General features: G+C 74.9%; 17 protein-coding genes. 5 read left to right on the top strand and 12 right to left on the bottom strand.

Annotated features, from left to right (window positions below; genetic code table 11):
* Positions 1 to 359: 359 nt before the first annotated feature.
* The 6 genes from proC to IE225_RS11695 all read right to left on the bottom strand — a co-directional run bounded on the left by proC (position 360) and on the right by IE225_RS11695 (position 4,974).
* Positions 360 to 1,172, bottom strand: a complete 813-nt coding sequence (proC, locus tag IE225_RS11670; RefSeq protein ID WP_190057372.1) for a pyrroline-5-carboxylate reductase — start codon at positions 1,170 to 1,172, stop codon at positions 360 to 362.
* Positions 1,173 to 1,249: 77 nt separating this feature from the next.
* Positions 1,250 to 1,996, bottom strand: coding sequence for an ABC transporter permease (locus IE225_RS11675; protein WP_190057373.1), 747 nt, complete (start codon positions 1,994 to 1,996; stop codon positions 1,250 to 1,252).
* A complete protein-coding gene (locus IE225_RS11680; protein WP_190057374.1) occupies positions 1,993 to 2,844 on the bottom strand; it encodes an ABC transporter ATP-binding protein in 852 nt (283 codons plus the stop codon). Before IE225_RS11680 ends, IE225_RS11675 begins: the two co-directional genes overlap by 4 nt.
* A gap of 115 nt (positions 2,845 to 2,959) precedes the next feature.
* On the bottom strand, positions 2,960 to 3,745 hold the full coding sequence (locus tag IE225_RS11685; RefSeq protein WP_190057375.1) for a class I SAM-dependent methyltransferase: 786 nt from the start codon (positions 3,743 to 3,745) through the stop codon (positions 2,960 to 2,962).
* Between the two features lie 309 nt (positions 3,746 to 4,054).
* Positions 4,055 to 4,576 (bottom strand): EamA/RhaT family transporter, encoded by a 522-nt coding sequence (locus tag IE225_RS11690; protein WP_190057376.1) that lies wholly within the window; start codon positions 4,574 to 4,576, stop codon positions 4,055 to 4,057.
* Positions 4,577 to 4,626: 50 nt separating this feature from the next.
* Positions 4,627 to 4,974: an SH3 domain-containing protein gene (locus IE225_RS11695; RefSeq protein ID WP_229879451.1), complete on the bottom strand. Its 348-nt coding sequence runs from the start codon at positions 4,972 to 4,974 to the stop codon at positions 4,627 to 4,629.
* 181 nt (positions 4,975 to 5,155) lie between these two features.
* Here IE225_RS11695 and IE225_RS11700 point away from each other — a divergent pair, with 181 nt between their 5' ends.
* Entirely contained in the window at positions 5,156 to 7,390 is a 2,235-nt protein-coding gene (locus IE225_RS11700) for a serine/threonine-protein kinase (protein WP_190057377.1), read from the top strand.
* Between the two features lie 75 nt (positions 7,391 to 7,465).
* On the opposite strand, the gene ilvD is transcribed toward IE225_RS11700, so the two are convergent.
* The 4 genes from ilvD to IE225_RS11720 all read right to left on the bottom strand — a co-directional run bounded on the left by ilvD (position 7,466) and on the right by IE225_RS11720 (position 12,225).
* Entirely contained in the window at positions 7,466 to 9,319 is a 1,854-nt protein-coding gene (ilvD, locus tag IE225_RS11705) for a dihydroxy-acid dehydratase (protein WP_190057378.1), read from the bottom strand.
* Between the two features lie 316 nt (positions 9,320 to 9,635).
* The gene (locus tag IE225_RS11710; RefSeq protein ID WP_190057379.1) at positions 9,636 to 10,241 is read right to left on the bottom strand and encodes a TetR/AcrR family transcriptional regulator; all 606 of its coding nucleotides are present in this window, start codon (positions 10,239 to 10,241) and stop codon (positions 9,636 to 9,638) included.
* Positions 10,238 to 11,116, bottom strand: a complete 879-nt coding sequence (locus IE225_RS11715) for a sugar phosphate isomerase/epimerase family protein (RefSeq protein ID WP_190057380.1) — start codon at positions 11,114 to 11,116, stop codon at positions 10,238 to 10,240. The genes IE225_RS11710 and IE225_RS11715 overlap by 4 nt, the downstream gene beginning before the upstream one ends.
* Before the next feature lie 176 nt (positions 11,117 to 11,292).
* Positions 11,293 to 12,225 carry a Ppx/GppA family phosphatase gene (locus IE225_RS11720; protein ID WP_190057381.1) on the bottom strand — a complete coding sequence of 311 codons (933 nt, stop codon included), beginning with the start codon at positions 12,223 to 12,225 and terminating at the stop codon, positions 11,293 to 11,295.
* Positions 12,226 to 12,342: 117 nt separating this feature from the next.
* Between IE225_RS11720 and IE225_RS11725 the strand changes: the two genes are divergently transcribed.
* Positions 12,343 to 13,365 carry a DUF3109 family protein gene (locus tag IE225_RS11725; protein ID WP_373303169.1) on the top strand — a complete coding sequence of 341 codons (1,023 nt, stop codon included), beginning with the start codon at positions 12,343 to 12,345 and terminating at the stop codon, positions 13,363 to 13,365.
* Between the two features lie 179 nt (positions 13,366 to 13,544).
* Here the strand turns inward: IE225_RS11725 and IE225_RS11730 are convergent, their stop codons facing one another.
* Positions 13,545 to 15,305 (bottom strand): BACON domain-containing protein, encoded by a 1,761-nt coding sequence (locus tag IE225_RS11730; RefSeq protein WP_190057382.1) that lies wholly within the window; start codon positions 15,303 to 15,305, stop codon positions 13,545 to 13,547.
* Between the two features lie 422 nt (positions 15,306 to 15,727).
* Between IE225_RS11730 and radA the strand changes: the two genes are divergently transcribed.
* Entirely contained in the window at positions 15,728 to 17,137 is a 1,410-nt protein-coding gene (gene radA, locus IE225_RS11735; protein ID WP_190057383.1) for a DNA repair protein RadA, read from the top strand.
* 82 nt (positions 17,138 to 17,219) lie between these two features.
* On the top strand, positions 17,220 to 18,344 hold the full coding sequence (disA, locus tag IE225_RS11740) for a DNA integrity scanning diadenylate cyclase DisA (RefSeq protein ID WP_190057384.1): 1,125 nt from the start codon (positions 17,220 to 17,222) through the stop codon (positions 18,342 to 18,344).
* Between the two features lie 268 nt (positions 18,345 to 18,612).
* Here disA and IE225_RS11745 read toward each other — a convergent pair whose 3' ends face one another.
* On the bottom strand, positions 18,613 to 19,503 hold the full coding sequence (locus tag IE225_RS11745; protein ID WP_190057385.1) for a hypothetical protein: 891 nt from the start codon (positions 19,501 to 19,503) through the stop codon (positions 18,613 to 18,615).
* A gap of 294 nt (positions 19,504 to 19,797) precedes the next feature.
* Between IE225_RS11745 and IE225_RS11750 the strand changes: the two genes are divergently transcribed.
* A complete protein-coding gene (locus tag IE225_RS11750; protein ID WP_229879453.1) occupies positions 19,798 to 20,736 on the top strand; it encodes an iron-sulfur binding domain-containing protein in 939 nt (312 codons plus the stop codon).
* The last annotated feature ends 78 nt before the right edge of the window (positions 20,737 to 20,814 follow it).

Below are 20,814 nucleotides of genomic sequence, written 5' to 3' on the forward strand. Positions count from 1 at the left end.
TTTCCCTTCGGTGTTTCCGACTCTATCAGATCTTTTCTCGACCTGATCCCCAGTCAGCGGGGTTTGTCTTCCCGGCCGTTGGGCCGTTCCGACGTGTTCCACCTTAGCGGACTCCCCCCGCGATTCCAAAATCGCTCCGGATCCCGGATCGCTGTGCGGGAATTGAATTCGGGCACGCCGAATTCGACCCCCTGGGAGAGGAGATCTTGCTGAGGTTGGGATGCCGCACGAGCGGCGGAAGGTGTGCCGCGGAAGCCTCCGGCTCCCGACAACCCGAAGAACCTTACGGATCGGGGCGGGGCATGTCAACCGGCTTACGTCTCCGGCGGATCGGCCGGCCGGTGGGCCGGCCGGCCGTGTCAGCCGTTGGTGCCGGAGGCCAGTTCGCGGCTGCGGTCGCGGGCCGCTTCCAGGGCGGCGATGAGGGCGGCGCGGACGCCGTGGTTCTCCAGCTCGCGGATGGCGTTGATGGTGGTGCCGGCGGGAGAGGTGACGTTCTCGCGGAGCCTGACCGGGTGCTCGCCGCTGTCGCGGAGCATGACGGCGGCGCCGATCGCGGACTGGACGATCAGGTCGTGGGCCTTGTCGCGGGGCAGGCCGAGGAGGATGCCGGCGTCCGTCATCGCCTCGACGAGGTAGAAGAAGTACGCCGGTCCCGAGCCGGACAGGGCCGTGCAGGCGTCCTGCTGCGACTCGGGGACGCGGAGCGTCTTGCCGACGGCACCGAAGATCTCCTCGGCGTGGGCGAGGTGGTCGGCGGTGGCGTGGCTGCCGGCGGAGATGACGGACATGGCCTCGTCGACGAGGGCGGGGGTGTTCGTCATGACGCGGACGACCGGGGTGCCGGCGGCGAGGCGCTGCTCGAGGAACGCGGTGGTGATGCCGGCGGCGCCGCTGATCACCAGGCGGTCGGCGGGGACGTGCGGGGCGAGCTCGTCGAGGAGCGTGCCCATGTCCTGCGGCTTGACCGTGAGGATCAGGGTGTCGGCGGACTTGGCGGCCTCCGGGTTGGTGACCGGGGTGACGCCGTAGCGGGTGCGGAGTTCCTCGGCGCGTTCGGGACGCCGGGCGGTGACGAGGAGGTCGGCGGGGGACCAGCCGGCGCGGATCATTCCGCTCAGGAGGGCTTCGCCGATCTTGCCGGTACCGAGGACTGCGACTTTCTGCGTCATGGGGCCATCCTCGCACCGGGGGTGCGGGGGGCGGCGGGTTTGTCCGGTGGGCGGAACGCGGCACGGCGGCCGGGCGGCTACGCCGTACGCCTCCGCAGCGTCGCCGCGCCCAGCGCCAGGACCAGGACCGCGCAGCCGGCGACCACCAGCACGTCCCGTACGAACGTGGCGGTCATATCGGTGTGGTGGAGGACCTCGTTCATGCCGTCGACGGCGTAGGACATGGGGAGGGCGTCGGAGATGGCCTCGAGGGCGGGGTGCATGGCGGAGCGGGGGGTGAAGAGGCCGCAGAGGAGGAGCTGGGGGAAGATCACGGCAGGCATGAACTGGACCGCCTGGAACTCGGAGGCCGCGAAGGCCGAGACGAAGAGGCCGAGGGCCGTGCCCAGGAGCGCGTCGAGCAGGGCGACGAGGAGCACGAGCCAGGGGGAGCCGGTGACGTCCAGGTCCAGGAACCAGAGGGAGAGGCCGGTGGCCAGGGCGGACTGGACGATGGCGAGGGCGCCGAAGGCGAGGGCGTAACCCGCGATGAGGTCGGCCTTGCCCAGGGGCATCGCGAGGAGGCGCTCGAGGGTGCCGGAGGTGCGTTCGCGCAGGGTGGCGATGGACGTCACCAGGAACATGGTGATGAGCGGGAAGATCCCCAGGAGCGAGGCGCCGGTGGTGTCGAAGGTGCGCGGGCTGCCGTCGAAGACGTAGCGCAGCAGGACCAGCATCAGGCAGGGGACCAGCAGCATCAGTGCGATGGTGCGCGGATCGTGGCGCAGTTGGCGCAGGACCCGCGCGGCGGTGGCGGTGGTGCGGGCCGGGGTGAGGGTGCTCATCGGGTGCTCTCCTGTGCGCGGTCGTTCTCCCGGGCGCGCTCGGCTTCCGGTGCGCGCTCGGCTTGCTGGGCGCGGGCCTTCGCCGCCGCCTCGTCGACCAGGTGCAGGAAGGCCTCCTCGACCGTGTCCGTGCCGGTGTGGGAGCGCAGCGCGTCGGGGGTGTCGTCGGCGAGGAGGCGGCCCTCGCGCATGAGCAGGAGGCGGTCGCAGCGCTCGGCCTCGTCCATGACGTGGGAGGAGACGAGGAGGGTGGCTCCGCGGCCGGCGGCGGTCTCGTGGAAGAGGCGCCACAGGTCGCGGCGCAGGACGGGGTCGAGGCCGACGGTGGGTTCGTCGAGGACGAGGAGTTCCGGCGTGCCGAGGAGGGCCACGGCGAGGGAGACGCGGCTGCGCTGGCCGCCGGAGAGGTTACCGGCGAGGGCGTCGGCGTGGCTGGTGAGGTCGACGTCGGTCAGGACGCGGTCGACGTCGTGGTGGCGTTCCTCGGGGGGCCGGCCCGGGGCGAGGATCGCGGCGAAGTAGTCGAGGTTCTGACGGACCGTCAGGTCGTCGTAGACGGACGGGGCCTGGGTGACGTAGCCGACGCGGGTGCGGTTGGCGGCGTGGCCGGCGGGGTTGCCGAGGACCTCGAGGGTGCCGGTGACCTTGGCCTGGGTGCCGACGATCGCCCGCATCAGCGTCGACTTGCCGCAGCCGGAGGGGCCGAGGAGGCCGGTGACCTGGCCGCGCGGGACGGTGAAGCACAGGTGGTGCAGGACCGTGCGGGAGCCGCGGACGACGGTGACGTCCTCGGCGCGGACGGCCGGGGCCGCGGGGGTCGGGGCGGGTGGGTCGGAAGCTTTATTCATCACGCGATGAATAATGCTCCCGGCCCGGAGCCGCCGTCAAGACGTCAAGCCGTCAAGGCGTCAAGCCCCCGGACCATCAGGCCGTCAAGCCGCCGGGCCGCCGCGGGGACGGTGGTCAGGGAGTGCGGGCGAGCAGCAGTTCCACGTCGTAGACCTCCTCGACGGTGCCGTCCGGGAAGGCGGCGAGCAGGCGCTCGCGCTCCTCGGCGAGGAAGACGGGCGCGCGGTCGGCGTGGACCAGGAAGATCGAGTGGCTGCCGATGTTGGCCAGGTGCGTGTCGACGGGGACGCGGCGGCTCCAGCGGACGCGGCGGCGGACGAAGTCGAGGCGGCCGGTGGGATCGGCCCGGCGCGGGTCGAACGCCGCCCTCCGCTCCCGGGGGCGCTCCCCGGCGGCCCGGACGCCGAAGTACCGCTCCACACGCCGCGACTGCTCCACGATCCACGGCACGTCGAAGGCGTGGGTGTTCCACCACAGCGCCAGCGCCCCGCCGGGCCGTAGGACGCGCAGCGCCTCCGGCACCGAGCGGACGGGGTCGGTCCAGTGCCAGGACTGCGCGTACGTGATCAGGTCGGCGCAGGCGCCGGCGAGGGGGAGGGCGTTGCCGTCGCCGCGCAGGACGGGTACGCCGGGCAGGGTGCGGCGGAACTGCAGCGCCATGCCCTCGCCGGGCTCCACGGCCACCACGTGCGCGCCGCGCGCGTGCAGCAGGGCCGTCGCGATGCCGGTGCCGGCGCCCACGTCCACGACGCGGGCGCCGGCGAGAGGACGGCCGGTCAGCTCCTCCAGTGCGTCGAGGAGGGCGGGCGGGTAGGACGGGCGGTTCGCGGCGTACTGGGCGGCGGCGGAGTCGAAGGAGCGGGCGCGGGCGGCGTGGAGGCCGGAGGGGTTCGTCGTCATGCGGTCATGGTGGCGACGGCGGACGCGCGGCGCCGGTGCTTTTCCGGCTGCCTGCTGCCGGACCCCGCCGGACCCTGCCGGGCCCTGCCGGGCTCTGCCGGGCCCTGCCGGCTTCCGGGGGACGACGGTCGCGTTCCTCGGTGCGGCGCGACGGTCGTGCGCCGGGCTTCGCGCGCCCGATCACCCCTCAAGGACACCTGAGGACACCCGAGGACGTCTGAGGACGTCTGAGGACGTCTGAGGACGTCTGAGGACGTCAAGAGACGCCAAAGAACACCCGAGGGTGTCCCAGGACGTCCCAGGACCGCCCTAAGAGCGCCGTCCCCTGCGCGCCGGGTTGCCCGTCCGGCGCGTGCTGCGCCGCGCGTACGCCGCGCGGGCGCGTTCGTAGTCCTCGCGCAGGAGCTTCTCGCCCGGCGCCTCGATCAGGGAGCGGAGGAAGTAGGCGAGGAGGGAGCCGACGAAGCCGATGGTCAGCAGGCCGCGCAGGGAGGCCTGGCGCTCGGGGTCGGCGGCCGTGCGGCGGGTGAAACCGTCCCAGGTGTGGCGGAAGGCGAGGGCGGTGCACACGGCGAACATGACGACGACGAGGGCGATGACGAAACCGCCGACGTCGGCGATCCGCAGGCCCTGGTAGGCGAAGCGCAGCACCAGGCAGGAGCCGGCGGCCGCGGCGAGGGAGCCGACGGCGACGCCGACGCGGCGCGCCGCGTAGCCGCCGTCGTGGCGCACCCAGGTGGTGCCGAAGAAGCGGAGGGGCTCGGGGCGGGGGCCGCCCGGGGAGCCCGCGGGAATGTCGGAGGTGTCCGGTGTGCCGTGCTCGTCGCTCACGCGTCGATTATGACCCCCGATGCCGCGGGCTCCGCGGGACGGCGTGCGGGTCAGCCGCAGCGGGGCGCCACGTAGCCGTCGCTGCCGGTGTGGACGTAGGCGTCGGAGACGTAGCCGTCGCCGATGTTGTCCCAGATGTTGCTCGTGCCGTAGTAGCCGCTGACCGTGGTGCCCGGGGCCTGGCAGTAGATCGGCACGTTGGCGCCCTCGGGCAGGATGCGGACGATGCTGTAGCCGGTGCCGGGGCCGCTGCGGACGTTGAGGCGGACGCCCGGGGCGACCGGGTAGGAGCGGACGGCCGCGGCCTCGGCCGTGACCGCCCGGGTGTTCTGGGTGTTCTGGGTGTTCTGGGTGTTCTCCTGAACGGCGCCGGTCGTCTCGGCGGGTTCGACGGACATGGAAGGACCTCCCCCGTTGCGTCCCATGCGGTGCATGGGAATCCGTTGTCGCACCGACTGGGACGCCGGAACACCCGTGTGCGGTTCGCACGGGGACGCGTGTACGCCTCCTCCGTCTCGTCAATGTCATCGACTAGGCTCCCTGCGTCGCGCGCGCGGACGAACAGCACGGGGGTGGTCCATGGCGCACCTGCCCGAGTACGCCGGTCACTACCGCCTGGAGTCCTGCCTGGGCTCCGGCGGCATGGGCGTGGTGCACCTGGCGCGCAGCGCCTCCGGGATGCGGGTCGCGGTGAAGGTCGTGCACGCCGAGTTCGCCCGGGACGACGAGTTCCGGGGCCGGTTCCGGCAGGAGGTGGCCGCGGCGCGGCGGGTGAGCGGCGCGTTCACCGCGCCGGTCGTGGACGCCGATCCGGAGGCCGAACGGCCGTGGATGGCGACGCTGTTCATCCCGGGGCCGACGCTGTCCGAGCACGTCAAGAACGACGGGCCGCTGCCGCCGGACCGGCTGCGCCGGCTGATGGCCGGGCTGGCGGAGGCGCTGCGCGACATCCACCGGGTGGGCGTGGTGCACCGGGACCTCAAACCGAGCAACGTGCTGCTCGCCGAGGACGGGCCGAAGGTCATCGACTTCGGCATATCCCGGCCCAAGGACAGCGAACTGCGCACCGAGACCGGCAAGCTGATCGGCACGCCGCCGTTCATGGCGCCGGAGCAGTTCCAGCGGCCGCGCGAGGTCGGGCCGGCCGCCGACGTGTTCGCGCTCGGCTCGGTGATGGTGCACGCGGCCACCGGGCGCGGTCCGTTCGACTCCGACAGCCCGTACGTCGTGGCCTACCAGGTCGTGCACGACGAGCCGGACCTGACCGGCGTGCCGGAGAGCGTCGCCCCGCTGGTGCGGCGCTGCCTCGCCAAGGAGCCGGAGGCCCGGCCGACGCCGGACGAGCTGATGCGGGAGCTGCGGGCGCTGGCGGCGTCGTACGACACGCAGGCGTTCGTGGCTCAGCCGCGCACCGGGGAGCTCGCGGAGCCGGCCGCGGCGCGCCTCGCGGACCCGGCTCGGGCCGCGGCGGAGCGGGGGGAGGAAGCGGAGGAAGCGCAGGCGGCAGCACCGCAGGCCGCGACGGAGCAGGCCGCGAAACCGCGGGCGGCAAAGCCGCAGGCGGCGGAATCACCGGCAGCGGAGCAGGCGGCGGAGCCGCCGGCCGCGCGGGAGCACGCGCGGGAGCCCGGGCGGAGTCCCCGGCGGCCGCTGCGGCGGGCCGGGCTCGTCGCCGGGGCGTTGGGGCTGGCCGTGGGCGCGGCGGTGGCCTCGGTGCAGTTCCTCGGGGCCGGGCCCGGGACGGGCGGCGGCGCCGGTCCGCGCACCACGGCCGCCGGGTTCACCGGGTGGGAGACGGCCGCCCCGGGCAAGAGCACGGGCATGCCGCAGTGCTCGTACGGCGCCGGGGAGCTGGTGTGCGCGCGGCCGGGGCTGGTGTACGCGCTGGATCCCGCCGACGGCGCGGTGCGGTGGCGGCACCCGGTGGCCGCGACGGTGCGCGGCGCGCCGCCGGTCGTGGCGGGCGGGCTGGTGCAACCCGCGCTGGACACGGGACGCCGGCTGGAGGCCCTCGACCCCGGCACCGGCCGGGTGCGCTGGAAGCGGACCGTGCCGGCGTACGGCGCGATCCGCTACGCGGGCGGCACGATCCTGCTGACCGGCACCGACGGGACGGTCACCGGCGTCGACGCCGCCTCGGGCGACTCCCGGTGGACGCGGCGGATCCCGGGGCACGCGATGCCGCTGTTCTCCTCCTTCGCCGGGGACCCGGCGGCGTACGCCGTGACCACCTCCGGCGACGGGACGCGCACCCGGGTGACGGCGGTGGACCCGGAGACGGGCGAGGTGCGGTGGGACACCCGGCTGGCCGGGTCCCTGAAACCCGTCGGGGCGGCGGGCGACACGGTGACCTTCGTCGAGACCGACCCGGTGTACGGGTACGCGCGGGCCGTGGTCCGCTACGCCCCGGCGACCCGGGCGGTCCGCCGGGTGGCGCTGCCCGTGCGGCTGGACGGCGCCCTCGCCACCGTGCACGGGGACACCGTGTACCTGCTGGCCGCCGGGGGCGCGCTGGAGGCCGTCGACCTGGGCGCCGGGAAGCGGCGGTGGCACCTGGAGACGTCCGTCAGCCGCGGCTCGGAGCCGGTCGTGGCCGGCGGGCACGTGTACCTCACCGCGGCCGACGGGCGGCTGCTCGCGGTGGACGCCCGCGGCGGGCGGCTGCTGGGCGAGACCCGGCCGCGGCTGGGTGCCGCCGCCGACCGGGTCGTGGCGGCGCTGCCGGCCCCGGTGGCCGCCGGCGGGCGCGTGTACGGGGCCGCGCCGGACGGCACCGTGTTCGGGCTGGACGGCGCCTCCCCCGCGGACTGGTGACGTACGGCGCGCCGTACCGGCCGCGGGTTCGGCCGAGCCCGATGGCGTACGGCGTGACGTCCCGGCCGCGCGGGTTCAGCCGAGCTTGCCGACGTCCCGCACGGCGCCCTTGTCGGCGCTGGTGGCCATCGCCGCGTAGGCGCGCAGGGCCGCGGAGACCTTGCGGTCGCGGTTCTTCGGGGCGTAGGCGCCGTTCAGCGCCTGCTCGCGGCGGGCCAGTTCGGCGTCGTCGACCAGCAGCTCGATGGAGCGGTTCGGGATGTCGATGCGGATGCGGTCCCCGTCCTCGACCAGGGCGATCAGGCCGCCGGAGGCCGCCTCGGGCGAGATGTGCCCGATGGACAGGCCCGAGGTGCCGCCGGAGAAGCGGCCGTCGGTGATCAGCGCGCAGACCTTGCCCAGGCCGCGGCCCTTGAGGAACGACGTCGGGTGCAGCATCTCCTGCATGCCCGGGCCGCCCTTGGGGCCCTCGTAGCGGATGACGACGACGTCGCCCTCCTTGACCCGCTTGTTGAGGATCTTCTCGACGGCCTCCTCCTGCGACTCGCAGACCACCGCCGGGCCCTCGAAGGTCCAGATCGACTCGTCGACGCCGGCGGTCTTCACCACGCAGCCGTCGACGGCCAGGTTGCCCTTGAGCACGGCCAGGCCGCCGTCCTTGGAGTAGGCGTGCTCCACGGAGCGGATGCAGCCGTTCTCGGCGTCGGTGTCGAGGGCTTCCCAGCGCTCGGACTGGGAGAACGCCTCGGCGGAGCGGACGCAGCCGGGCGCCGCGTGCCACAGCTCGACGGCCTCGGGGGACGGGGAGCCGCCGCGCACGTCCCAGGTCTTGAGCCAGTCGGCCAGGGACGGGCTGTGCACGGCGTGCACGTCCTCGTTGAGCAGGCCCGCGCGGTGCAGCTCGCCCAGCAGGGCGGGGATGCCGCCGGCGCGGTGCACGTCCTCCATGTAGTACGTGCGGTCCTTGGCGACGTTGGGCGCGACCTTGGCCAGGCACGGCACGCGGCGGGAGACGGCGTCGATCTGCTCCAGGCCGAAGGGCACGCCGGCCTCCTGGGCGGCGGCCAGCAGGTGCAGGATCGTGTTGGTGGAGCCGCCCATCGCGATGTCCAGGGCCATGGCGTTCTCGAACGCGGCGAAGGTGGCGATGCTGCGCGGCAGGACGGAGTCGTCGTCCTGCTCGTAGTAGCGGCGGGTGAGGTCCATCACCGTGCGCGCGGCGTTCTCGTACAGGGCGCGGCGGGCGGTGTGGGTGGCCAGGACCGAGCCGTTGCCGGGCAGGGCGAGGCCGATCGCCTCCGTCAGGCAGTTCATCGAGTTGGCGGTGAACATGCCGGAGCAGGAGCCGCAGGTGGGGCAGGCGTTCTCCTCGATGCGCAGGATGTCGGCGTCGGAGACCTGGTCGTTGGCGGCGTCCGCGATCGCGTCGATCAGGTCCAGGGTGCGCACCGTGCCGTCGACGAGGGTGGCGCGGCCGGCCTCCATCGGGCCGCCGGAGACGAAGACCGTCGGGATGTTCAGGCGCAGGGCGGCCATCAGCATGCCCGGGGTGATCTTGTCGCAGTTGGAGATGCAGACCAGGGCGTCGGCGCGGTGGGCCTCGACCATGTACTCGACGCTGTCCGCGATCAGGTCGCGGGAGGGCAGCGAGTACAGCATGCCGCCGTGGCCCATGGCGATGCCGTCGTCGACGGCGATCGTGTTGAACTCGCGCGGGATGCCGCCCGCGGCCTTCACCGCCTCGCTGACGATCCGGCCGACCGGCTGCAGGTGGGTGTGGCCGGGGACGAACTCGGTGAAGCTGTTGGCGATCGCGACGATCGGCTTGCGGCCGATGTCCTCGCTCGGTACCCCGGAGGCGCGCATGAGGGCGCGGGCGCCCGCCATGTTGCGGCCGTGGGTGACTGTGCGGGACCTCAGCTCGGGCATCGTCGCTCGCTCCTTCGGGATCCACCGGAAGGTTCCGGGGTGCTCCGGAGAGTGCTCCGGAGGGTTCTGACGGAGTCGAGCGTACGCCGGTCATCCGCAGGGCGGGACGAGTTGTCCGTCATCCGGGACGCGTGTCCCGGACGGCGGGCCGGGCCGTCCCGGGGGCGGTCGAGGGCCATGAGGTGCTCCTGCACCACAGAGGTCAGGGGCCTGTGAGGTGTGTCCCTGCGCTACGGGGATTCAGGGCCTCGCGAGGTGCGCCCCTGCACCACGGGGATTCAGGGCCCCGCGAGGTGCGCCCCTGCACCACGGGGATTCAGGGCCCCGTGAGGTGCCCCTGCACCACGGGCGCCAGCCGCTCGACGATCCGCTCCACGTCCGCCGACGCCAGCGGCTCCACCTGGATCACGTACCGCAGCATCGCCGTGCCGACCAGCTGCGCCGCCGCCAGCTCGGCGCGCAGCTCGGCGTCGGGGACCTCCAGCCGGGCGGCGACGCGCCGCATGATCTGGCTGACGACCATGCGCCGGAAGACGGCGGCGGCGGTGTCGTTGGTCACCGCGGAGCGCACGATCGCCAGCAGCGGGGCCCGGGTCACCGGGTTCTCCCACACGCCGAAGACGAACCGGGTCAGCCGCTCGCCGACGCCGTCCAGCGGCCCCTCGGCCAGCGTGTCCGGCATGCCCGCGGCGGGCGCCAGGGCGATCTCGACGGCTGCCTCGAAGACCTGCTCCTTGGTGCCGAAGTAGTGGTGGACCAGGGCCGGGTCCACCCCGGCGGCCTTCGCGATGCCGCGCACCGACGTCTTCTCGTAGCCGCGCGCGGAGAACTCCTCGCGGGCCGCCGCCAGGATGCGGTCCCGGGTGCCGGCCGCCTCGGTGCGCGGGGGGCGCCCGCGGCGGCGGGCGGCGGCCTCGGTCATCGCCGCTCCGCCCGCGCCGCCCGCGCCGACCGCTCCGCCCGTGCCGACCGCTCCGCCCGCGCCGCCCGCACCGGCGAGGCCAGGTGCAGCCGGGTGAAGGCCAGCGCCTCCGCCAGGTCGGCCTCGCGTTCCGCGCCGGACATGGCGCGGCGGGTGTTGACCTCGAGGACGACATGGCCGTCGAAGCCGCTGCGCGCCAGCCGCTCCAGCACCTCGGCGCACGGCTGCGTGCCGCGGCCGGGCACCAGGTGCTCGTCCTTGGCCGAGCCGCGGCCGTCGGCGAGGTGGACGTGGCCGAGGCGGTCGCCCATGCGGTCGATCATCTGCAGCGCGTCGGTGCGGGCCGTCGCGGTGTGGCTGAGATCGATCGTGAAGTGCCGGTAGTCGTCCTTCGTCACGTCCCAGTCCGGCGCGTACGCGAGCATCTCGCGGTCGCGGTAACGCCACGGGTACATGTTCTCGACGGCGAACCGCACATCCGTCTCGTTCGCCATCCGCCAGATTCCGGCGACGAAGTCGCGCGCGTACTGGCGCTGCCAGCGGAACGGCGGGTGGACGACGACCGTGCTCGCGCCCAGCTTCTCCGCGGCCGCCTGGGCGCGGCGCAGCTTGGTCCACGGGTCGGTGGACCACACCCGCTGCGTGATCAGCAGACAGGGGGCGTGCACGGCCAGAACCGGGATCTGGTGGTAGTCGCTGAGCCGGCGCAGCGCCTCGATGTCCTGGCTGACCGGGTCGGTCCACACCATGACCTCGACCCCGTCGTACCCCAGGCGCGCGGCGATCTCGAAGGCCGTCGCCGTCGACTCCGGATACACGGAGGCCGTGGAGAGCGCGACCTTCGCATCCGGGACGCGTACGACTGGTTCTGCCACGAGGGACAGGGTACGGGGTGGCTCCGGCGGAGTGGCCGGGGACGGTGAGGATCGGCCACGGGCCGTCCGGGTGCCGTACGGCCTGGTCCCGCGCGTCCCGGTGCCGTCCGTCCTGCTCCCGCGCGTCCCGGGCCCGGTGCGCCGGTGCGCCGCGCGCCCGGGTCCTGTGAGGGGTGTCACCCCGCTGCCAGGTGGTCCAGACGCCGCAGGATCACGCCCTCCCGCAGCGCCCACGGGCAGATCTCCACCGCCTCCACGCCGAACAGGTCCATCGCGGCCTCCGCCACCAGCGCGCCGGCGAGGATCTGGCCCGCGCGGCCCTCCGAGACGCCCGGGAGCCGGGCGCGCTGGGCGGTGGTCATGGCGGCGAGCCTGGGGACCCACGCCTCCAGGGACGTGCGCTTGAGCTCGCGGTGGACGTAGAGGCCCTCGGCGGAGCGGGCGGCGCCGCCGATGCGGGCGAGCTGCTTGAAGGTCTTGGAGGTGGCGACGACGTGGTCGGGCCGGCCGAAGCGGGCGAACTCGACGACCGTACGGGCGATCTCGGTGCGCACATGGCGGCGCAGGGCCCGCACGTCGTCCGGATCGGGCGGGTCGCCGGGCAGCCGGGCGGCGGTGAGCCGGCCCGCGCCGAGCGGCAGCGACACCGCGGCGTCGGGTTCCTCGTCGATGCCGTAGGCGATCTCCAGGGAGCCGCCGCCGATGTCCAGGACCAGCAGGCGCCCGGCCGACCAGCCGAACCAGCGGCGGGCGGCGAGGAAGGTGAGCCGGGCCTCCTCCTCACCGGTGAGGACCGTCAGCTCGACACCGGTCTCGGCGCGCACGCGGGCGAGGACGTCGTCGGCGTTGCGGGCCTCGCGCACGGCGGAGGTCGCGAACGGCAGCAGGTCCTCGACGCCCTTGTCCTCGGCGGCCCGCAGCGCGTCGCGGACGACGGCGATCAGTTTGTCGACCCCTCCGGGGCCGATGGCGCCGCTGTCGTCCAGGAGTTGCGCGAGCTTCAGCTCCGCCTTGTGCGAGTGCGCGGGCAGCGGGCGCGCGCCGGGATGCGCGTCCACCACCAGCAGATGCACCGTGTTCGAACCCACGTCGAGGACACCGAGTCTCATACCCGGAACGCTACTGCCCGGCGGACGGCGGGCGATGCCGGGAGACCCGCTCGAGACCTGCCCGGAGGAGCGCCGGAGCGGTCCCGGGCCGCGTGGTGCGCGACTTACCCTGGACGCGTGCCAAAGACGAACAAGGCGAAGCCCGGAAAAGCCGCGAAGCGTGAAAAAGCCGTAAAGGCGGAGGAAGCGGGGAAGGCAGGGAAAGCGGCGAAGGCCGGAGAAGCCGCGAAGGACGCCGGTCCCGTGCGGGGCGACGGACCGGGTCCCGTGCGGGGCGACGGACCGGCCGGGGCGGCGAGGAGGCCGGAGCGGCCGCCGCTGCCGCTCGCCGAGCCCGACGAGCAGGGGCTCGACTTCCCGCGCGCGTGGGTGGAGTTCCCCGACCCGGCCGACGACGAACAGGTCTTCCGCTGCGACCTGACCTGGCTCACATCACGCTGGAACTGCATCTTCGGCCGCGGCTGCCAGGGCATCCAGGAAGGCCGCTCCGACGACGGCTGCTGCACCCTGGGCGCGCACTTCTCCGACGAGGACGACGAACGGCGGGTCGCCGAACACGTGGCGCGCCTCACGCCGGACATCTGGCAGCACCACGACGAGGGCACCCGGCACGGCTGGGTCGGCGAGGACGACGAGGGCTCCCGGCAGACCCGCCCCTACCAGGGCTCCTGCATCTTCCAGAACCGCCCCGGATTCCCCGGCGGCGCCGGCTGCGCGCTGCACATCCTCGCCCTGCGCGAAGGCCGCGAGCCGCTGGAGACCAAGCCCGACGTGTGCTGGCAGCTGCCGATCCGGCGCACCTACGACTGGATCGACCGGCCCGACGACACGCGGGTGCTGCGGGTGTCGATCGGCGAGTACGACCGGCGCGGCTGGGGGCCGGGCGGCCACGACCTGCACTGGTGGTGCACGTCGGCGGTCTCCGCACACGGCGCGGGCGAGCCGGTGTACCTCTCCTACCGCGCCGAGTTGACCGAGCTGATGGGCAAGGCCGGTTACGACCGGCTGGTGGAGCTGTGCGAGCAGCGGCTCGCGGCGCGCCCGCTGCTGGCCCCGCATCCGGCGGACCCGCGCCCGGCGGACCCGGATGCGGTGGATGCGGACGCGGTGAATCCGGACGCGGTGGATGCGGACGGGTGAATCCGGACGCGGTGGACGGGCCGCGGACGGCGGATGCGGCGGGCCCCGCCCGCTCCGGGCGCTCCGGGCAGGGGGCCGCCGGTCCCGCGGAGGCGGGCGACTGAGGCCCGCCGGGCGCCGCGTACGGCAGACACCGCCGGGCGCCGCGGGTGCCGCGGGTGCCGCGACGCCCGCGGGCGCTACGGGTGCGAGGACGCCGCCGGGCCGGAATCGCCGCCGCCGGCGGCAGGCTCCGTCGGGTCCCCGGGGCTGGCGGAGGGCGGGCCGGACGGGGAGGGCGGGCCGGATTCGGGCGACCGCGAGGGTTCCCCCTGCTCGCCGGAGCCCGGAGGAGGGCCGCCGGGCGACGGGTCGGCGGGGGCGGGGGCCGAGGCGGTGGGCACCGGGCCCCGGTCGTCCCGGTCGGAGGGAGCCGGCAGGCCGCCGGGACCGGCCGGGCGGGGCCGCGACGGGCGGGCGGGCTCGGGGCCGTGCCCCTCGATCGTGACCACCGCGCCGGCGGGCGAAACCGCCACGCGCGCGCTCCAGCGGCCGGTCGGCTCGCGCAGGTGGTCGACGTACACCTCGACCGTGAACGTCTCGCCGGGCCGCAGGGTCCCCGACGACCGGCTCAGGTCGAGCCAGGGCGCCGTGGTGGACGCGGACCAGCGCACCGGGGACGGCCCGTACGCGGTGAGGGTGATCAGCGTGGTGCCGCCGCTCTGGGCGGCCGTGACGGTGAGGCGCCCGGCACCCTTCTCGCCCCTGCCGGAGACGCCGACGACCTCGACGGAGACGTCGGTGCGGGCACCGGGGCGGGTGCGGGCGTCGCCGGTGTTCTCGTAGCCGCCCGCCGTCTCGCCGCCGAGGGCGCCGGGGTCGTGGGCCTCGCTCGCGGTGGCGGGGTGGCCGTTCGCCTCGCCGGCCGGGGTGCCCCGGTAGGCGGCCCACAGGGCGAGCACGGGGGCGGCGACGACGGTGGCGACCACGGTGGTGGTGACGGCCCGCGCGCGCATGCGGTCACGGCGGGCGGCGCGGTCCTTGGGGTCCATGGGGAAGCCGCGCCGGTCGAAGCGGGGAGCGGTGCCCCGCGCGCGCGTGGGGTGCGCCATGGCCGCGTGCAGGGCCGCGCGGGGCGCCTCCAGCACGGGCAGCTCGGCGGGCGTGACGCTGGTGCCGGGCCAGCGGCCGGGGACGGCGCGCTCGGCGGTGCGGCGGCAGCGCGGGCAGTCGTCGACGTGCCGGACCAGCTCCCGGCGCAGGGCCGGGCTGAGCACCAGCCGGTGGTCGCCGGCCAGGTGGGCGACGCCCGGGCAGCCGCCCAGTTCCACGACGGCGAGCGCCGCGCGCGTGCGCTCCACCTCGCAGGCGGCCGAGGCCAGCAGGTCGCGGGTGGCGGCCAGGTCCCGGCCGAGGACGGCGGCGACCTCCTGCGCGGAGAGGTGGTGGCGCACCGCGAGTTCGAGCGCCTCCCGCTGCTCCGGGGTGGTGCCGGCCGCCTCCGGCCAGGCCAGCTCGGCCAGTTCGCGTCGCCGCCGCTCCTGCTCCTGCGCGCCGGCGGGCACTTCACCGGGGCGCGGCCCGTCGTGCCCGGCGGCGCCGGGGCGGCCCGCCGCGTGGGTGGCCCGGCGCTTCCGCCTGGCCTCGGCCAGCTCGCGCAGGCACGCCCAGCGGGCCAGCGCGTACAGCCAGGCGCGGTGTTCCCCGGCCGCCTCGGGGGCGCGGGCGCCGCGCCGCTCGGCCAGCGCGAGCACGTCGCCGAGGGCGGCGGTGGCGGCGTCGTGGTCGCACAGCACGGACAGGCAGTAGGTGAACAGGCCGTCCAGGTACGGCTCGTAGCGCGCGGGCGGGCGCTGCGCCAGGGTGCGCGCCGCGGCCCGGTCGCGCGCCTCACGGTGCGCCCGGTGCGCCCGGTGTGTCCCGGTCGTGCGGGTGGAGGTCTCCGTACTGCTGCTCGTCACCCGTGCGACCGTAGGGGCCCGGGCACGGTCCTCACGGCTCCCCCGAGCGCTTTTAATTCGTACGGGTGAAACGATCCCTCAATAGGGGACAGGAACGATTCGCTCCGTGGCCGGATCGCGATGGCCCGGCCCGTTCCCGGCGGCCGGTCGGCCCGGCAACCCGACGCCCCGGCGGCCGGCCCCGGCGGCCGGCCCCGGCGGCCGGCCGGCCACCGGGGCCGGTGGTCGACCGGTGACCAGGGACGCCAGGGACCGCGGTCGACCGGTGACCAGGGACGCCAGGGACCGCGGTCGACCGGTGACCAGGGACGCCAGGGACCGCGGTCGACCGGTGACCAGGGACGCCAGGGACGGCGGTCGACCGGTGGCCAGGACCGGCGGTCGGCCGCTGGTTGTCAGTGCCGGCGGTTACGGTTGCGGACATGGCTGCCCGTACGAAGACCGCCAAGGACCGCCCGTCCTACCGCTGCACGGAGTGCGGCTGGCAGACGGCCAAGTGGCTCGGCCGCTGCCCCGAGTGCCAGGCCTGGGGCACGGTCGAGGAATACGGCGCGCCCGCGGTGCGCACCACGACGCCGGGGCGCGTCACCAGCGCCGCCCTGCCCATCGGCCAGGTCGACGGCCGCCAGGCCACCGCGCGCCCCACCGGTGTGCCCGAGCTGGACCGGGTGCTCGGCGGCGGCCTGATCCCCGGCGCGGTCGTGCTGGTGGCGGGCGAGCCCGGGGTCGGCAAGTCGACGCTGCTGCTGGACGTGGCGGCCAAGTCGGCGAGCGAGGAGCACCCGACGCTGTACGTGACGGGCGAGGAGTCCGCGAGCCAGGTGCGGCTGCGCGCCGACCGCATCGGCGCCATAGCCGACCACCTGTACCTGGCCGCCGAGACCGACCTCGCCGCGGTGCTCGGCCACCTGGACGCGGTCAAGCCGTCGCTGCTGATCCTCGACTCGGTGCAGACGGTCGCCTCCCCGGAGGTCGACGGCGCCCCCGGCGGCATGGCCCAGGTCCGCGAGGTCGCCGGCGCCCTGATCCGCGCCTCCAAGGAGCGCGGCATGTCCACGCTGCTGGTGGGCCATGTCACCAAGGACGGCGCGATCGCCGGCCCGCGCCTGCTGGAGCACCTGGTCGACGTCGTGCTGCACTTCGAGGGCGACCGGCACGCGCGTCTGCGCCTGGTGCGGGGCGTCAAGAACCGCTACGGCGCCACCGACGAGGTCGGCTGCTTCGAGCTGCACGACGAGGGCATCACCGGCCTGGCCGACCCCAGCGGCCTGTTCCTGACCCGCCGCGACGAGCCGGTGCCCGGCACCTGCCTGACCGTCACCCTGGAGGGCCGGCGCCCCCTGGTGGCCGAGGTGCAGGCGCTCACCGTGGACTCGCAGATCCCCTCCCCGCGCCGCACCACCTCCGGTCTGGAGACCTCCCGCGTGTCGATGATGCTGGCGGTGCTGGAGCAGCGCGGCCGCATCAGCAGCCTGGGCAAGCGGGACATCTACTCCGCGACGGTCGGCGGGGTGAAGCTGTCGGAGCCGGCCGCGGACCTCGCGGTGGCGCTCGCGCTGGCGTCGGCGGCGAGCGACACCCCGCTGCCGAAGAACCTCGTCGCGATCGGCGAGGTGGGTCTCGCGGGGGAGGTGAGACGGGTCACGGGCGTGCAGCGCCGGCTCGCCGAGGCGCACCGCCTGGGCTTCACACATGCGCTGGTCCCGGGCGATCCCGGCAGGATTCCGCCGGGGATGAGGGTGCTGGAGGTCGCCGACATCGGGGACGCGCTGCGGGTCCTTCCGCGCTCCCGTCGGCGAGAGGCCCCACGGGAGGAGGAGGACCGCCGGTAGACTTTGCCCTGGTCTCGCCCGTCCGTACGAACCGAGAGTGCGACACGGGAGCGCCTGAAGAACCTGCGACCGGAGGAGTGCAGTGGCAGCCAACGACCGGGCGGCAGCTCCCGGAAAGTCCGGCGGGAGTTCCGGTGCCGATGGCCTGATGCGCGCCTCACTGAGCGCGGTGGCACCCGGCACCCCGCTGCGCGACGGCCTCGAGAGGGTGCTGCGCGGCAACACCGGCGGACTCATCGTGCTCGGCTGCGACAAGAGCGTCGAGGCGCTGTGCACGGGCGGTTTCGTGCTGGACGTCGAGTTCACCGCGACCCGCCTGCGCGAGCTGTGCAAGCTCGACGGGGCGCTCGTGCTCTCCACCGACCTCTCCAAGATCCTGCGGGCCGGCGTGCAGCTGGTGCCGGACCCGACGATCCCCACCGAGGAGACCGGCACCCGGCACCGCACCGCGGACCGCGTCAGCAAGCAGGTCGGCTTCCCGGTCGTCTCGGTCTCCCAGTCGATGCGGCTGATCGCGCTCTACGTCGACGGGCAGCGGCGCGTCCTGGAGGACTCCGCGGCGATCCTCTCCCGCGCCAACCAGGCCCTGGCCACCCTGGAGCGCTACAAGCTGCGCCTGGACGAGGTCGCCGGCACGCTGTCGGCGCTGGAGATCGAGGACCTGGTCACCGTCCGGGACGTCTCGGCGGTCGCGCAGCGCCTGGAGATGGTGCGCCGCATCGCCACCGAGATCGCCGAGTACGTGGTCGAGCTGGGCACCGACGGGCGGCTGCTCGCCCTCCAGCTCGACGAGCTGATCGCCGGTGTCGAGCCCGAGCGCGAACTGGTCGTCCGCGACTACGTCCCCGAGCCCACCGCGAAGCGCTCCCGCACGGTCGAGGAGGCGCTCGCCGAACTGGACGCGCTCAGCCACGCCGAGCTGCTGGAACTGACCACGGTCGCCAAGGCGTTGGGCTACACCGGCTCGCCCGAGTCCCTCGACACCGCCGTCTCCCCGCGCGGCTTCCGCCTGCTGGCGAAGGTGCCGCGCCTGCCCGGCGCCATCATCGACCGCCTCGTCGAGCACTTCGGCGGCCTGCAGAAGCTCCTCGCCGCCAGCGTCGACGACCTGCAGACGGTGGACGGCGTGGGCGAGGCGCGGGCGCGCAGCGTGCGCGAGGGCCTGTCGCGGCTGGCGGAGTCGTCGATCCTGGAGCGGTACGTCTGACCCTGGGGCGGCACGACCGGGCTCCGGGGCGGCGCGGTCCAAGCTTCTGGAGCGGTGTGTCCGGGCCTTGGGACGGTACGTCCGGGCTTCTGGAGCGGTGCGTCCGCGCGCGGGCGCGCGCTGCGAGCTGCCACCCGCTGAGCGGGCCCAGGATTTGGGTGCGTCCGCGCGCGGGCGCGCGCTGCGCCCGCGCGACCGCTCGACCGGCGATGCGTCCACTCCGGCGGGCGGCGGTCCGCGGCCACCGGGCCGGCGCCGCCCGGCGGGGTCAGTCCGCCGACAGCACGAACGACGTCCGCGCCTTCTCGAAGCCCGGCACCTTCACCTCCACCAGGTACGTCCCGGCGCCCGCCGATCCCGCCCGCGGCGTCGCGCACCGCGGTGCGCTCGGCCCGCGGTCCCACCGGACGGTGTAGGTGACGGTCCCGTCCGCCGGCACCCGGTAGTACCGGCTCCCGGACACCTTCGGGCAGTCGTCGGACGCCCAGAACGGGTCGTCGGCGCCGGCCTTGGTGATGGTCAGCACCGCGTGCTCGGGCGCGAGGTCGATCTTGCAGTCGTGGCCGGAGGTGTTCTTCGCGGTGAGTTCGACGGTGGGCGTCTTCCCGGGCGCGTAGGTGTTGTGCACGCTGCGCAGGTTCAGCTTGACGACGCTGGGTGTGCAGGTGGGCAGCGTGGAACCGGCCGGCAGTGAGGCGGCCGCACCGCCCCCGCCGCCGGAGCCGCCCTCGGAGACCGTCACGCCGGTGCCCGCGGACCCGCCGCCGGACGCGGAGCCCGCGCCCGAGCCGCCCGAGCCGCCGCTGCCGCCCGACGCTCCGCCGGAGCCCGTACCGGACCCCGAGCCCGACCCCGCACCGGAGCCGGAGCCCGATCCGCCGGAGCCCGATCCGCCGGAGTCCGACCCGCCCGACCCGTCGCGACCGCCCGGGTGCTGGCTGATCGCGGGCCCGGAACCGGAGGGACCGGGGGTGATCGTCGAGGGTGCGGGATGCTTGCCGTTCGACCCGTCGGCGCCGTTTCTGCCGCCTCCGCCGCCGGAGGTGACGATCCAGGTGATCAGCAGCGCCAGCAGGACGATGACGGACAGAACGACGATCCTCCGTCGCCAGTAGATGGAGGAGGGAAGCGGCCCGACCGGATTGCGCAGAGATCCCACGGCGCAAACTGTACGAGAGATCGGCGCGTTCCCCCGTCCCACCCGCCGCACGGACCACAACTTTTCCCGATCATCATTTTGATAACGGCCGTTCGGAGCACGGCCGTTCACCTCCGCACGGCAGGACCGGCGGCGCCGCGGGGCGGAACCGCCCGGCTCCGCGGAGCAGGAACCGCCCGGCTCCGCGCGGCCACCCCGATGGCGCCGTACGGCGGGTCAGCGGCGCACCACACCCGCGTGGCCGTCCGTCACCTCGCGCACTTCGCCCCTTTGGCGTGGCAGGATCGAAGCGCCATGACTGCTCCCACCACCGACGCCGCCCCCTCGGGGAACGACGGCGCCCCCCTCGGTCAGAACCCCGGCCACGCCCTGCACACCCCGGTCATCACCTGGTTCGACGAGCACGCCCGCGACCTGCCCTGGCGGCGCCCGGAGGCCGGCCCGTGGGGTGTGATGGTCAGCGAGTTCATGCTCCAGCAGACGCCGGTGAACCGTGTGCTGCCCGTCTACGAACAGTGGATGGCCCGCTGGCCGCGCCCCGCCGACCTCGCCCGGGAGTCGCCCGGCGAGGCGGTGCGCGCGTGGGGCCGGCTCGGCTATCCGCGCCGCGCGCTGCGGCTGCACGGCGCCGCGGTGGCCATAGCGGAACGGCACGGCGGTGACGTGCCGACCGACCACGCGCAGCTGCTGGCGCTGCCCGGCATCGGCGAGTACACCGCGGCGGCGGTGGCGTCGTTCGCGTACGGGCAGCGGCACGCGGTGCTGGACACCAACGTGCGGCGCGTGCTGGCGCGGGCGGTGACCGGCGTGCAGTACCCGCCGAACGCCACCACGGCCGCCGAGCGCCGCCTGGCGCGCGCCCTGCTGCCCGAGGACGAGCGGACCGCCGCCCGCTGGGCCGCCGCCTCGATGGAGTTGGGCGCGCTGGTGTGCACGGCGAAGAACGAGGCGTGCCACCGCTGCCCGATCGCCGCGCAGTGCGCCTGGCGGCTGGCGGGCAAGCCGGAGCACGCCGGCCCGCCGCGGCGCGGCCAGACCTACGCCGGGACCGACCGGCAGGTGCGCGGCAAGCTGCTGGCGGTGCTGCGGGAGGCGCACGCGCCGGTCGCGCAGGCGGTCCTGGACCGGGTGTGGCACGACCCGGTGCAGCGGGCGCGCGCCCTGGACGGTCTGGTCGCCGACGGTCTGGTGGAGCCGCTGCCGGGCGGGCTGTACCGGCTGCCGCTGACCTGACCGGCCTGACCCGCCGCCCTGCCGCGTTGCCTTGCCGCCCTGTCGCGCTGATCCGCCGTCATGTCACGGGCGTACGGC

This window comes from Streptomyces echinoruber (assembly GCF_014651135.1).
Classification (GTDB): Bacteria; Actinomycetota; Actinomycetes; order Streptomycetales; family Streptomycetaceae; genus Streptomyces; species Streptomyces echinoruber.

Excerpts from the sequence above, each read along its gene's own strand:
- proC (WP_190057372.1), bottom strand. The coding sequence starts at position 1,172 with ATGACGCAGAAAGTCGCAGTCCTCGGTACCGGCAAGATCGGCGAAGCC.
- IE225_RS11675 (WP_190057373.1), bottom strand. The coding sequence starts at position 1,996 with ATGAGCACCCTCACCCCGGCCCGCACCACCGCCACCGCCGCGCGGGTC.
- IE225_RS11680 (WP_190057374.1), bottom strand. The coding sequence starts at position 2,844 with ATGAATAAAGCTTCCGACCCACCCGCCCCGACCCCCGCGGCCCCGGCC.
- IE225_RS11685 (WP_190057375.1), bottom strand. The coding sequence starts at position 3,745 with ATGACGACGAACCCCTCCGGCCTCCACGCCGCCCGCGCCCGCTCCTTC.
- IE225_RS11695 (WP_229879451.1), bottom strand. The coding sequence starts at position 4,974 with ATGTCCGTCGAACCCGCCGAGACGACCGGCGCCGTTCAGGAGAACACC.
- IE225_RS11700 (WP_190057377.1), top strand. The coding sequence starts at position 5,156 with ATGGCGCACCTGCCCGAGTACGCCGGTCACTACCGCCTGGAGTCCTGC.
- ilvD (WP_190057378.1), bottom strand. The coding sequence starts at position 9,319 with ATGCCCGAGCTGAGGTCCCGCACAGTCACCCACGGCCGCAACATGGCG.
- IE225_RS11710 (WP_190057379.1), bottom strand. The coding sequence starts at position 10,241 with ATGACCGAGGCCGCCGCCCGCCGCCGCGGGCGCCCCCCGCGCACCGAG.
- IE225_RS11720 (WP_190057381.1), bottom strand. The coding sequence starts at position 12,225 with ATGAGACTCGGTGTCCTCGACGTGGGTTCGAACACGGTGCATCTGCTG.
- radA (WP_190057383.1), top strand. The coding sequence starts at position 15,728 with ATGGCTGCCCGTACGAAGACCGCCAAGGACCGCCCGTCCTACCGCTGC.
- IE225_RS11750 (WP_229879453.1), top strand. The coding sequence starts at position 19,798 with ATGACTGCTCCCACCACCGACGCCGCCCCCTCGGGGAACGACGGCGCC.